This is a genomic window from Clostridium sp. 'White wine YQ', from assembly GCF_028728205.1.
Classification (GTDB): Bacteria; Bacillota; Clostridia; order Clostridiales; family Clostridiaceae; genus Clostridium_T.
In genome coordinates this window covers 236,614-250,337 of record NZ_JAQYUU010000001.1, presented here as the reverse complement: position 1 = coordinate 250,337, position 13,724 = coordinate 236,614, and the positions used below count along the sequence as shown (strand labels likewise).

At 29.9% G+C, this 13,724-nt stretch carries 10 protein-coding genes; all 10 read right to left on the bottom strand.

What is annotated here, in order from left to right; translation table 11 throughout:
- Positions 1-29: 29 nt before the first annotated feature.
- Complete coding sequence (locus tag PTZ02_RS01205; RefSeq protein ID WP_274226007.1) at positions 30-455, bottom strand: flavodoxin; 426 nt, start codon at positions 453-455, stop codon at positions 30-32.
- 284 nt (positions 456-739) lie between these two features.
- A complete protein-coding gene (locus tag PTZ02_RS01200) occupies positions 740-1,792 on the bottom strand; it encodes an undecaprenyldiphospho-muramoylpentapeptide beta-N-acetylglucosaminyltransferase (protein ID WP_274228048.1) in 1,053 nt (350 codons plus the stop codon).
- 119 nt (positions 1,793-1,911) lie between these two features.
- Positions 1,912-3,684, bottom strand: coding sequence for a single-stranded-DNA-specific exonuclease RecJ (gene recJ / locus PTZ02_RS01195; RefSeq protein WP_274226006.1), 1,773 nt, complete (start codon positions 3,682-3,684; stop codon positions 1,912-1,914).
- Between the two features lie 9 nt (positions 3,685-3,693).
- On the bottom strand, positions 3,694-4,902 hold the full coding sequence (locus tag PTZ02_RS01190) for a M16 family metallopeptidase (protein WP_274226005.1): 1,209 nt from the start codon (positions 4,900-4,902) through the stop codon (positions 3,694-3,696).
- Positions 4,903-5,028: 126 nt separating this feature from the next.
- Positions 5,029-5,589, bottom strand: a complete 561-nt coding sequence (locus tag PTZ02_RS01185; RefSeq protein ID WP_274226004.1) for a DJ-1 family glyoxalase III — start codon at positions 5,587-5,589, stop codon at positions 5,029-5,031.
- A gap of 13 nt (positions 5,590-5,602) precedes the next feature.
- Positions 5,603-8,509 (bottom strand): DNA topoisomerase IV subunit A, encoded by a 2,907-nt coding sequence (locus PTZ02_RS01180; RefSeq protein WP_274226003.1) that lies wholly within the window; start codon positions 8,507-8,509, stop codon positions 5,603-5,605.
- Between the two features lie 16 nt (positions 8,510-8,525).
- A complete protein-coding gene (locus PTZ02_RS01175; RefSeq protein WP_274228047.1) occupies positions 8,526-10,475 on the bottom strand; it encodes a DNA gyrase/topoisomerase IV subunit B in 1,950 nt (649 codons plus the stop codon).
- 273 nt (positions 10,476-10,748) lie between these two features.
- A complete protein-coding gene (locus PTZ02_RS01170) occupies positions 10,749-12,137 on the bottom strand; it encodes a glycosyltransferase family 2 protein (RefSeq protein WP_274226002.1) in 1,389 nt (462 codons plus the stop codon).
- Between the two features lie 110 nt (positions 12,138-12,247).
- Complete coding sequence (locus PTZ02_RS01165; RefSeq protein ID WP_274226001.1) at positions 12,248-12,514, bottom strand: DUF1294 domain-containing protein; 267 nt, start codon at positions 12,512-12,514, stop codon at positions 12,248-12,250.
- 88 nt (positions 12,515-12,602) lie between these two features.
- Positions 12,603-13,586 carry a DHH family phosphoesterase gene (locus PTZ02_RS01160; RefSeq protein ID WP_274226000.1) on the bottom strand — a complete coding sequence of 328 codons (984 nt, stop codon included), beginning with the start codon at positions 13,584-13,586 and terminating at the stop codon, positions 12,603-12,605.
- Positions 13,587-13,724: the final 138 nt, after the last annotated feature.

Sequence of the window (13,724 nt, the reverse complement as noted above, 5' to 3'; positions counted from 1 at the left end):
TTTTTTAGAAACATAGAAAAAACTTTTTTCTATTCGGCTAGTTTTCTACCGAATTCCTTTGCTAAATCTAATTCATCTTGATCTGGTGACTCTTTTACTGCAAGTTCTCCAATAACATTAAAATCATAAGATTTCATTCTATTAGACCATTCTTGCATAAATGCGCCATTATCCCATCCATACGAACCAAATAAGACAAGTTTTTTATTACCATTAGGTAATAATTTAAATTCATTCACAAAAGGTTCCATTTCCTTTTGCTCTATTCTGTTGTTATCCATAGAAGGACTTCCTAAAGCAACACTGTCTGCTTCTGTTATATCAGAAACTTTTGCATCTGCAACATGCTTTATTAACACTTCAGCTCCAGCTTCTTTAGCACCTTCAGTAATAGCATTTGCTAAAACTTCAACATTTCCGCCATTACTCCAATAAATGATACTCACTTTTTTCATATAAAGCACCTCGTTTTGTTAAATAATTAACAATTCGTTTGTTTAAGCTTATTTCCCACATGGAAACTCACAATACTAATTATATATCATGGAAAATATTTTGCAAGTTTCATATTAAAAGAAATATTAAGCGTTTATACTAGTCTAGCTTCATTTTACCAACCCTCTGCCTAAATTTCTACAAATTGCTCAATAATTTAACTTTATTTCATATTTTTATAGGAATACTCGTTTTTCTTTAAATTTTCTCAATTTTTAGACAAATTAATCAATTTGTCTAGCAATTATTTTTTCATGTTATCCATTATTACATTTATTATTGCTTCTACACCATTACTCATGCTACTTTTTCTCATAGCATTCTTAAGAACATCTCCCTCTTTTTTCAACCTCTGAATTGATTCAAAAAGGGTATCTTTATTTAAGTTTTCCTCTTCAAGCACTAAGCAAAACCCTTCTTTTTTAAAAGAATTAGCATTTAAAATTTGATCTCCCCTACTGGCTTTCTTTGATAATGGAATTAATAACATAGGTTTTTGAAGTGATAAAAATTCAAATATGGAGTTAGACCCAGCTCTTGAAACTACATAATCTGAGCTCTTCATTAGGTGAGATAGCTCATTAGATACATACTCAAATTGAGCATAACCTTCAACTTTATCTAGTGACTTATCAAAGTTTCCTTTACCGCATATATGAATAATGTTAAACTCTTTTAATAATTCAACTAATTTTTCTCTTAGTGCATCATTAATAACCTTAGATCCTAAGCTTCCTCCCATTACCAATATTATAGGTTTATTGGTTTTAAATCCAGCAATCTCTTTTCCTTTTACAATATCTCCATTTATTATATCGTCTCTTATGGGAGAACCTGTAAGCACACCCTTATTATTCTTCACATAATTTAAGCTTTCTGGAAATGTAACACATAATTTATTACAAAATGGAGCACTTAATTTATTAGCAAGTCCCGGTGTAATATCAGATTCATGAGCAACAACCGGAATCTTTTTTATGGTTGCTGCCATTACAACTGGAACAGCAACAAATCCTCCCTTTGAAAATACTACATTAGGTTTTTCTTTAGATAATATTCTCAATGCCTCAATCAACCCTTTAGCTACTTTGAAAGGATCAGAAAAATTTTTAAAATCAAAATATCTTCTTAATTTTCCAGAACTAATTGAATAATATTGTATTTTTTCCTTCTCAATTATCTCCTTTTCTATTCCATCTTTACTTCCTATATACTTTATCTCAAAACCTTTTTGTTTAAGTTTGGGCACCAATGCAAGATTCGGAGTTACATGTCCAGCTGTTCCTCCACCCGTCATAATTATCTTATACAAAAAATCATCTCCCTTTATTAACTAAACCTACATGATAATATATCTTTGATTATGAATTTATTTCAATAGATATTCATATATATTTTTCTCATGTAAGTAAAATTCTACATTAATTTTATAGACTCAATTTTAATTTGAATTGATTTATTATCCTTGTATTCATTAATACTTGGATAATATACCACTGCACATTTAATATTGCAATAACTACTTTCCTCAATCTCAATAGCTTTTTCTTTTCCATATTTTCTAAATAGCATTTCTCTGAACTCTTCTCCAATATTAAAAGCTATTCCAGAAATATTTTGGTTATTACCAAAGCTAAAACTTACTCTAATTGAATTTTTATCGGCACCAATAAACCACACACGCTTAATAAAAATATCTTTTTCTCCAAAAAGAGGTTTAGGATTCCCTTTTCCAAATGGAGCTAGCGCTTCTAACTCTTCTATAATTTCAAAACTTATTTTTTTAAATGATAGTTTTGTATCTATTTTAATTTCAGGAACTAAGTCCTCATTTGTTAACTTGCAATTCTCTAATAACTTTTCTCTAAGAAGAGGCAAATTTTCTTCTTTAGTAGAAAGTCCTGCTGCCATTGGGTGCCCCCCAAACTTTGAAATTATCTCTTTACACTTAGAGAGTTCCTTATACATATCGTATTTTTCTATACTTCTCCCTGACCCCTTAGGCATATCTTTACCAGAGGTCATTATTATAGCTGGAACATTGTATTTCTCTCTTACTCTTCCTGCTACTATACCTGCAAGGCTTTCATGAATAGAAGGTTCATATATAAGCATAACCTTATCCTTCTCATACCCTCCATTTTTAATTTTATCTATTACCTTCTCTAAGCTTTCGCTTGTCATCTCTTGTCTTTCTCTATTTAACTCAAGTAATCTTTTAGCTAGTTTACTTGCCTCCGCTTCATCTTTGCACATTAATAACTCTAATGCCACATCTGCAGTTTCTAATCTTCCAGTAGCATTTATGCACGGGCCGAGTATAAAACCTAAATGATATTCATTTATATTTTTATCCTTTAAATTATTAGCTTCAATTAATGCTTTTAATCCTAAATTATCCGTATTATTTAATTTTTTAAGGCCTTCTTTAACTATAATTCTATTTTCTCCTAGCAAATCCACTACATCACAAACTGTTGCTATAGTTACAACTTCTATTAAATAATCCATTCTCTTTGTCTCAATTCCTAATTCCATCGCAAGAGAACAAATAAATTTATAGGCGATACCTGCTCCACAAAGTACTTTGAAAGGATATCTACACCCTTTTTGCTTTGGGTTAATAATTGCATCTGCTGGTGGAAGTTTTTCTTCATTTATACCTTGTGAATTTTCTATGAAAGGTACATCGTGATGATCTGTCACAACTACTGTCATTCCTAAACTTTTAGCATAATCAATTTCTTCATATGCAGATATACCATTATCACATGTAATAATAAATTGGCATCCTTCTTCATAAAGTTTCTTTATTCTATCTAAATTCATTCCATATCCTTCATTTTCTCTGTGCGGAATATGATATGAAACTATTGCTCCACATGCTTTTAACCCACTTAGCAATACATAAGTGGAACTAACACCATCACAATCATAATCACCATATACAAGTATAGGAATTTTTTTTATAATTGCTTCTTTAATTAATTTTACACCCTTATCCATGTCTTTCATAAGAATTCCATCATGAAGATCTTTTAATTCCCCATATAAAAATTCTTTTGCTTGTTCTTTAGTACTTATTCCTCTATTTTCAAGAATGGTACCTATATATTCTGGTATTTCTAATTGCTCATAAAGAAAATTCTTCTTTTCTGAAGAATTTCTCATTGTCCATTTATCGTTCATTATTTCTCCTTATTTCAATATTTGAATAGATGGGTCTCTAATAATCTTCTTTGCTGTTTGATAAATTAACTGAATGTCGATTCCCTTCAAAATATCTTTATAATTTAAACATTCAATTCCTTTATTATACATTATTTCATTTGTAGTAACATACTTAGCAAGCTCTACTCCTCTTTCAAGCCAAAAATCTCTTTTCAATATGAGCCTTTTAACTAAAACATCCAATTCTTTATTAGTTAATTCTTTTACTTTTTCTATTGATTCTTTTAATATAATGTCTATACTCTCTAGGGTGTTACAAATATTCTCTTTGGAAGTTGATGTATTTATTGCAAGAAGCCTTATTCCTTTTTCATTTTTAAATTCAGTTGAAATATCATACGCATAACCTTTTGTATTTCTTATTTCTTCGAATAACAACGAGCTTACCCCTTCTCCAAGTAGCATAGAATATAATCTTAAGGCCTCTGTTTCTAATTCATTAAGCTCTTCTATATCAAAAATATATTCAATTTTAGCGCCACTAAATCCACTTACTTCTTTTTCATAACGTCCTGTCATATTTTTCTCTGTCGGAATCTTTACTCTATTATATTTTTTCTCGTTTATATTAAAGTCTTTAAGTTCTTTTAGTATTTCATGTTTTTCTAAAGATGAAACAATAGTAATTACACAATTCTCTGCAACATAATGTGTGTTATAAAAATCCTTCAATTCTTTTATTGATATTGACTTAATTGATTGCTCGTTTCCTATTATTGTTTCACTTATTCTTCTTTCCTTATATGAATTAATGAACAATTCATCTTCACAGTATTGAGAGAAATCTTCTTTCCATTCATTAGCTTCTTGCTGTATTACACTTATCTCTTCATTAAAACCAGCTTCACTAAAAGATGGGTTATTTATTATATCTGAAAACAACCCGAATCCTTTTACAAAATCATAGCTAGAACACGTGCCATAGTAAATTACATATGGATAATTGGTCATTGCATTATTAAATGCAAAAAGCCCATCTAACTCAACATTAATTTCTTTTTCACTTCTAGTCTTTGTCCCTTTAAACACCACATGCTCTAGTGCATGGGCTACTCCTAAGCTAAATCCTACCTCACTGTTAGCCCCTGCCTCAAAACCTATACAAAATGATGTCATTTCTCCATCTACTTTTTTATATAAAACTCTAACTCCATTATCTAGAATAATTTTTTCCATCATTAATTCTCCTAAGAAAGTAATTTACCTTATATTTTATCATCTTTAAATAATCTTTTAAATAAAAAGAGATTTAAAACAAGGTTATTTCCTCATCCTAAATCTCTTAAGCTCTAAATTTCTAATCTAAAATAATTTATTATATAGCATTCCTTCTCTAAGAGAAGCTGCTTTTTCATTTTCTTCAAAGTACTTTAGTATTTCATAAGAAAATTCTAAAGCTGTAGCTGGCCCTCTACTAGTTATTATATTTTCATCAATTACAACTAAATCTTCTTTAGGTATTGCATTATTATGATCTAATTGTCCTTCATAACCTGGATAGCAAGTACTTGATCTACCACTTAAGATTCCAGCTTTTGCAAGAACTATTGGAGCTGCACATATTGCTGCAACCAATTTGCCTGTTGCAAAATAGTCTTTAACTAACTCTATAACTCTTACATCTTCTCTTAGGTTATCAGCACCCGGTTGACCTCCTGGTAAAATAATTCCATCATAATGATTTAATTCCCCATCTACAATACTTCTGTCACATTTAACTGTAATACCATGAGAACCTGTTACCTCAGTATCTCCAAGTGCAACCATATCACAGACTACATCAGCTCTTCTTAATACATCAACCACCGTTAATGCTTCAATTTCTTCAAATCCTTCAGCTAACAGTATTATTGCTTTTTTCATTAAGATCACCCCTCTACTTGAAATTGACCTCCTTCACAAAATCCTCAAATACAACAATCATAAGACTATTTCCCCTACCTGCTCTATTTTGAAGCTTAATGTCTTCTAAGACAATTTCTCGTTTCTCTTTTTTCTTAGATATAATTATTACCTTTTTAAGATAATTATAGCCACATTTCTCTCCATTTACAATTAAAGTTTGTAAACATTTTCCCATTATAACTTCATCTTCTTCTTTTAATGAGATTCCTGTAACTCCAGAAGCTACTTTTCCCATTACACTTACACTAGCACCCTCAAATAATATGCCCATTGCTTTTTTAGTTATTATCAAAATATTAGGATTATCTCCCATCTTGGAAACTGATACAACCCTATCACCTGAAGTTTTTAATTTATATCCTATAGTATTATTATAATCTCCCTCAAAATCCTTAAGTGACGTTTTCTTTATTAAACCATTCTTAGTAAAGAAGTATATATATTCTTCTCCATAATAATCATCAACTGAAATGATCTCAACAACCTCTTCACCTTGTTCAAATCCACTTACAATCTTATTAAGTTCTATTGAATCAATTTCCTCAACTAAGGCACTCTTAAATTTAAATACTTTTCCTAAGCTTGTAAATATTAATACATCATTTAAGGAATTGGTTACACAGGACATCAATGAAGCTTGAACTCTTCCTTCTTTTATAACCTTTAATTGACCTTTTTTATCTAGCCCAATTGTAAAATCTATCGGATGATATTCTTCTACATATGTGGCATTTCTAACAAAATCTTCACTAGATAAAATACATAATGCTTGAGGGTGAATATTTCTATCTGCATCTTCAAGTTTTGGCTCGTTCACAGTAAAAATCAATCCATTTTCACTTTCAATTTTTATATATCTCTCAATTTTTTCACTTTCAAAAAGATCCACTCTTAGCAGCTCATCACCTTCTTTTAGTTTAAGAGCTTGAAGTTTAGTATATCCTGTAATGAATTTATCTACCGTACTCTTTTTAATACTGCCCTTCGTAGTTATAAATTGAAGTGAATAATTAGGTGTGAAATTATCAATAACTAATGCACCAACTATCTTTTCATTATCTAAGTTAAGACTTCTTAAGATTTCGTCTGCTTTTATTCCTTTATCTTTCCACTTCATTTCTGGAATATCATTAATCTTTATTTGATACATATATCCACTTTTAGTGAAAAGCTCAATTGATTCTCTCGTATTACCTGATAAGAGATAAGCTAAGGAATCTCCTTCTCTATATTCAATATCTTCTGGATTAGAATTGCTTCTATTATAACTCTTTAGAGGAATTCTTTTAATGAAGCCCTCTTTTGATAAAGTAACGATGACGTCCTCTACTACGATTAATTCTTCAACATCTATTTTTGCTTCACTTTCATCATGAATTATTTCAGTTCTTCTATCATTTCCATACTTATTTGATATTTCTGAAAGCTCTTCTTTAATTACTCTCAGAAGTTCTTTTTCCTCATTAAGTATCTTCTTTAATCTATTTATTTCCTTTTCTAATTCTTTATATTCTTTTTTGAATACATTAATTTCAAGACCTGTAAGCCTATAAAGCATAAGTTCTAAGATTGCTTCTGCTTGAAGTTCAGTAAATGCAAATTTATTTATTAAGTTTATAGAAGCATCTTTCTTAGACTTAGATGATCTAATAGTTGCAATAACTTCATCTAGAACATCAATGGCCTTAATAAATCCCTCAACTATATGGAATCTTCTTTCTGCTATTTCTAATTCCCTTTTAGTTCTCCTTGTGACTATATCTTTTTGATGTTCAACATAATGTTTTATTATAGCCTTTAATCCTAAGGTTTCTGGTTTTCCATTAGCTAGTGCTACCATGTTAAAACTAACATTACATTGTAGTTCAGTCTTTTTGAATAAGTATTTTAATACCTTATCAGCTATATCTTCATCAGCAGATTTCTTAAGTTCTATTACGGCTCTTATTCCTGTTCTATCTGATTCGTCTCTAATATCTGTAATAGACTCTAACGCCTTAGCATGTCTTTTATCTCCTGTCATTTCTGATATTGTTTGAAGTAGTTTAGCTTTATTTCTTCTATATGGGAATTCTGTTATTACAATACCAATTCTTCCATTTTCTAATTTTTCAATAGAAGTTTTTGCTCTTAATGCTACCTTACCTTCTCCAGTTTCATAGGCAGATAATAATGTATCTTTTCCAATAATAACTCCACCGGTTGGTAAATCTGGCCCTTTTATAAATTTCATTAATTCTTTTGTAGTTATCTCATTATCATCTATATAAGCTAATGTTCCACCAATAACTTCTCTTAAATTATGCGGAGGAATATTAGTAGCAAGTCCAACCGCTATTCCAAATGTTCCATTAACTAATAGATTAGGATATCTTGCTGGAAGAACTTTAGGCTCCATTTCACTATCTGAATAGTTTGGAACCATCTCTACTACTTCTTTTTCTATATCTCGAAGCATTTCCATCGCTATAGGAGAGAGTCTTGCTTCTGTATAACGCATAGCAGCTGCCCCATCACCATCTATTGACCCCCAGTTTCCATGTCCATCAATAAGAGGTTCTCTTGTTGAAAAATCCTGTGCTAAAATAACCATAGCATCGTAAACTGAAGAATCTCCATGGGGATGGAATTTACCTAAGATGTCTCCGACGATTCTTGCTGATTTATAATATGGTTTGTCTGGGAATGCTTTTAATAAATAAGCTCCGTATAAAATTCTTCTATGAACTGGTTTTAATCCATCTCTTACATCCGGTAATGCTCTTTCTTTAGCTACTTCTATGGCGTAAGGAAGATAATTATCTGGCATGGCTTCTTCTATAGGTATCCTTATAATATTATTATCTCTTGGTATATCATTTTTCTTTTTTGTTGCCATTATGTTCTAGTCCTCCTTAAAACTCACCATATTTATACATATAATGTTTTCTTGGTTCAACTATATCTCCCATTAGTAGCGAAACCATCTTTTCTGCTTTTGCTGCATCTTCTATAGTAACTTGGAATAAAGTTCTACTTTCAGGGTTTAATGTAGTATCCCATAACTGCTCTGGATTCATTTCACCTAATCCTTTATATCTTTGAATCAATGAGCCTTTACCTATTTCCTTCTTAACCTTTTCTAATTCATCATCAGAATAAGCATACTTATGGACTTCTCCATTTTTAGTATTCTTATAAACCTTATAAAGTGGTGGTTGTGCTAGATATAAATGACCATTTGCTATTAATGGTCTCATATATCTATAAATATAGGTCATCCACAGTGTTCTTATATGATAACCATCTACATCTGCATCACTTAGAATAATTATTTTGTCATATTTCATATCAGATTCCTTATAATTATCTAAAGTTCCTGTACCTATAGCTATATTAAACATTTTTAACTCTTCAGATGCCAAAACATTTTCTAGCTTCTGCTTTTCAGTATTCATTATTTTACCCTTAGATGGCATTATTGTCTGGAATCTTCTATCTCTTGCTTGTTTTGCTGAACCTCCAGCAGAATCTCCCTCAACAACGATAAATTCATTAACCATCTTATCTTTTTGAGTACATACTGCAATTTTACCAGCTAATGGAGCTGTGCCTTTTCCTATTTTTTTCTTTTCTGCTTCATTAATTTTTTTAATTTTTTCTCTTCTTGCTGCCGCATCTAAAGCATTATTTATTATACTAGTTGCTAAAGTCTTATTGTCTTCTATCCATTCCGAAAGCTTAGTATATGCTAAATCATTCATCATAGTATAAGCTTCATTGTTTCCAAGTTTTGTTTTAGTTTGTCCCTCAAAAACAGGATTTGTTATCTTAATCCTAACAATGGCTGTCATTCCTTCTCTTAAGTCATCGCCTTCAAATTCCTTGTCTTTTTCTTTTATTAAATTTAATTTTTTTGCCCATTCCTTAAAAGCTCTTGTCATTCCAGTTTTAAATCCTGTTTCATGAGTTCCAGCTTCTGTTGTAGGAATATTATTTACATAACTTGCAATATATTCAGTTGTTGAGTCTGTGAACTGTATACACACTTCACCATACATATTTATATTTTGAACACTTCTTTCACCTTCAAAAAGTATCGCTTCTGAATGAAGAGGCGTTTTACTTTCATTTAAATACTCTATAAAATCAAGAAGTCCTCTCTCTGAGTAATACTCTTTTACAAAGGCTTCTTCTTTTCTTTCATCCCTTAACTCAAGTTTAATCCCCTTGTTTTGGAATGCTAGTTCTTGTAATCTTTCATCTATAATATCAACCTTAAAATCAGTAGTTGAAAAAACATCTGAATCAGGCATAAATGTTACTTTGGTACCAGTAATTTCTGTTTTCCCTTTAGCTTCAAGTGCAGTAACAGGAGTACCTGGCATATCTTTTTTTAGTTCTTTATCAAAAGCATATTCGAATCTTTGTCTATATACTTTTCCATTTTGAGAAACCTCAACTTCAAGCCACTTTGAAAGTGCATTCACTACTGCTGCACCAACTCCGTGAAGTCCTCCTGAGGTCTTATAATTAGCATTATCAAATTTACCTCCAGTATGTAATTCAGTAAATACCATTTCCACACCAGATTTTTTCTTTATTGGATGTATTCCTGTTGGAACCCCTCTTCCATTATCAATTATTGTAACACTTTTATCTTTATTTAATATAACTGTAGCTTTATCTCCAAATCCATTTGAAATTTCATCTATTGCATTATCTAGTATTTCCCACACACAATGGTGAAGTCCCTTACTTCCAGTGGATCCTATATACATCCCTGGTCTTACTCTTACTGGTTCTAATTTTTCAAGAGAAGTTAATGAATTTACATCATAACTTTGGTTATTTTTTTCTTCTATCATATTTTCCTCCATTACTCAAAGCCTTATAGAAGAATTACTATAAGTTTTTTAATACATTATATATATCGTATATACTTTCCTATATCATTAAAAAAATATACATAAACTTTCTACATTTGTCAAACATGTGTTCCGTTAGTTATTAATTGAAAAACAATAAAGTGACTCAAAAGCTCTTAATTACTACGGATAGCAATATTTCATCTTTCGAGTCACTCTAATATTATTTTATAGTGTTTTCTCTCATCAATTATATATTAATCAAACTATTTACACATCATATATGCCTATTTGTCTAACGTGCTTTGTATGATTCCATTCCTTATTATTTTTTCTTAAGATTCCTTGAATAGTTATTGGTATCCAAGTTAATGTGTATATCGCATATAAAAGATATCTGAAGAAAATAAAGAATCCTTTTTTACCGAAAAATACATAAGCTAAAAGTAAAAATGTTAATGTATAAAGTGCATGAGTTCCAGTTATAATATATATGTTTTGAATATCTCCTAATAAAAGTGGATAAACAAATGAATTCAATGAATATAATGCAAACAATACGAATAAACTATTAGTTATCTTCTTATCCTTAAGTATTACATATGGAGTAATTAAGAATTGTACTATTACAAATCCCTTCCATCCCCAATCACTAAAAAGATAGCTGATTGAATATAAATGTACTCCTGTAGTATTTACTTGTATAAAGGTTATTAAAGCTGATATACCAAGTAATAAAACTGTAAATGGTTGAACCACGTATAATGCACAATCGAAAGCTCTAATATCTCTATCCTTAACAGCTTTTTTAAGAAGCTTAAAGAAAAATCTTGAAGCTACATCTGCAAAGCCTTGCATCCATCTTCTACGTTGTACCCATGATTGCTTTAAAGTTAAAGGCTTCTCATCATAAATTATAGCATCATGTGCCCAGCCTACTCTTTCTCCATTTAAAATAAGCTTGCAGCTAAATTCTAAATCTTCTGTTAAGCAGGTTGCTCCCCAACCAAGCTTCTTTAACATTTCTACATCTATTGCAAAACCAGTTCCACCTATTTGATTTGACAATCCAAGGTTTGTTCTTGCTAATTGATAAAGTCTATTTTGTGACCAGAAAGCAATCGAATATGCTGATGCAATCCATGAATCTTCTGGGTTCTTAGAGTCTAGATATCCTTGAACAACTTTATACCCATCATTCATTTTTGCATTTATTTCTTTCAAGAAATCTTTTGCAATTACATTATCTGCATCAAACACTGAAATTGCATCATATTTTTCTTCCATTTTATATAATTTTGCAAACATCCATTCAAGAGCGTAACCTTTACCTCTTTTTTCCTTGTCATTTCTCTCAAAAACCTTAACTCCGTGTTTTCTTGATATTTGTGCTGTCTTGTCAGTACAGTTATCAGCAATTACAAAAATATCATATAACTCTTTGGGATAATCAAGTTTCTTTAAACTCTCTAATAAATTCCCTATTACCACTTCTTCATTATGAGCGGCAACGATTAAGGCATACTTTCTGTTTGCTTCATAATTTTTATTTTCTTTCTTTCTAAAAAATCCAAATAACGATATTATTAGATAATACGCAGTTATACTAAACACAAAAATTTGGAATACAGCTGTTGCAGCAAAAATGTAATTCCCCATTTTATCCACTCCTAAATAATATTTAAATCCTTAGTCTATTTTTTCTATTCACACTAAGCAATTATAACTAATTTTATACGCTTTAATTAACGCACCTTTATTACTATATTTCAACTTAATAAAAAAATCAAGTACAGTATTAGCTGAAATAGAATAATTATTGGCACTCCAATAACAAATTTTAAGTGTTTTGTTTTGTGCCTAAACACTTGCATTCCAAGAAAAACTCCAATGCTTCCACCTAATAAGGCAAATAGAAATAAAGTTTTTTCTTTTGTTCTCCATTTATGTTTTCTTGCCGCACTTTTATCCTTAAATACTATAAAAAATCCTAAAATATTTATAACAATTAAGTAACCAATTACCAATTCCCTCAAATTATTGATTCCTTTCATATATAACCTTGATTATATTAAAATTAGTTTGTCCTAAAAACAACTTACTATTCACATAGCATACCAAAATCTATAATATATTTCTATATTCTTTAATGGATTTTAAGAATTTATTAATTATTACATCCTCAGTACTTATTACTATATCCTTGGTCTTGTCTAAGGATATAAGTCCACCTGCCATTTCTTTATGTCCTCCACCATTTCCTATTCCACTTAATGCATTATTTACAATTTTTCCTGCATCAAGTTCATCCATTTCATTTCTTATAGAAAACTTATAATCTTTTTCTCTTTTACTATAAACAACTGCAAAATCTATTTCTTTAATTGATAACATAAAATCCGATATACAAGCTAATAAGGAATCTGTACAATTTGCTCCTGCATCCGCAAAACCTATTCCTTCAAATACTCTAATACTCTCAATTGCATTTGAGTAAGCTGTTATTTCCTTAATCTCCAAATTATTTCTTAATATTTTATTTAATATATTAATATTTGCTTTTTTGTATAAAAAGCAATAATATTCTATATCTTTTTCTGAAGCTCCCCTACTAAGATCCAAAGTATCCATCTTAATACCGTATAATAATGCTGTAGCTACATTTATATCCATTTCTATATTATTTTCAAAATAATATTCTGCTATAATTGATGAACATGCTCCATATTCGTCTCTTATATCTTCAAAAATATACTTTTCTTCCATAAAAATTGGGTGATGATCAATACATGCTACTTTTTCACAGGAGATTTCAGAAACATTTTTGTTGTTTTTCTGAGCATCAACTATGATGATTACCATATCTTCATTTAGGTCACCTATAGTATTAATATATTCAACATTTATATTTAATAGTTCTATCATCTTTTTTGTTGAATATCTCTCTATTTCTCCAGTACAATAAAAAGTTGCTTCAATTCCTTTAGCTTTTAATAATTTTTTTAATGCAAACGATGAAGCTATTGCATCTGGATCTGGATTATTATGAGTTTGTATAAAAACCTCTTTATTTTTTAATTTCTCAATTAGTTTATTTAATTTACTCATTTTCCCCTCATATATCAATAAAGTATATTTTTAAATATATTATATCATGCTTTTCCCAAAAATTTTTCATAGACTTATAAGACTTGCAAGTAAATTTATTGGAGAAAACTGAAAAAAGCTCCAAAACTTAATTTTACA

Coding starts and splice junctions, on each gene's coding strand:
- PTZ02_RS01205 (WP_274226007.1), bottom strand. CDS start 455: ATGAAAAAAGTGAGTATCATTTATTGGAGTAATGGCGGAAATGTTGAA.
- PTZ02_RS01190 (WP_274226005.1), bottom strand. CDS start 4,902: ATGGAAAAAATTATTCTAGATAATGGAGTTAGAGTTTTATATAAAAAA.
- PTZ02_RS01170 (WP_274226002.1), bottom strand. CDS start 12,137: ATGGGGAATTACATTTTTGCTGCAACAGCTGTATTCCAAATTTTTGTG.
- PTZ02_RS01185 (WP_274226004.1), bottom strand. CDS start 5,589: ATGAAAAAAGCAATAATACTGTTAGCTGAAGGATTTGAAGAAATTGAA.
- PTZ02_RS01200 (WP_274228048.1), bottom strand. CDS start 1,792: ATGACGGGTGGAGGAACAGCTGGACATGTAACTCCGAATCTTGCATTG.
- PTZ02_RS01160 (WP_274226000.1), bottom strand. CDS start 13,586: ATGAGTAAATTAAATAAACTAATTGAGAAATTAAAAAATAAAGAGGTT.
- PTZ02_RS01180 (WP_274226003.1), bottom strand. CDS start 8,509: ATGGCAACAAAAAAGAAAAATGATATACCAAGAGATAATAATATTATA.
- recJ (WP_274226006.1), bottom strand. CDS start 3,684: ATGAACGATAAATGGACAATGAGAAATTCTTCAGAAAAGAAGAATTTT.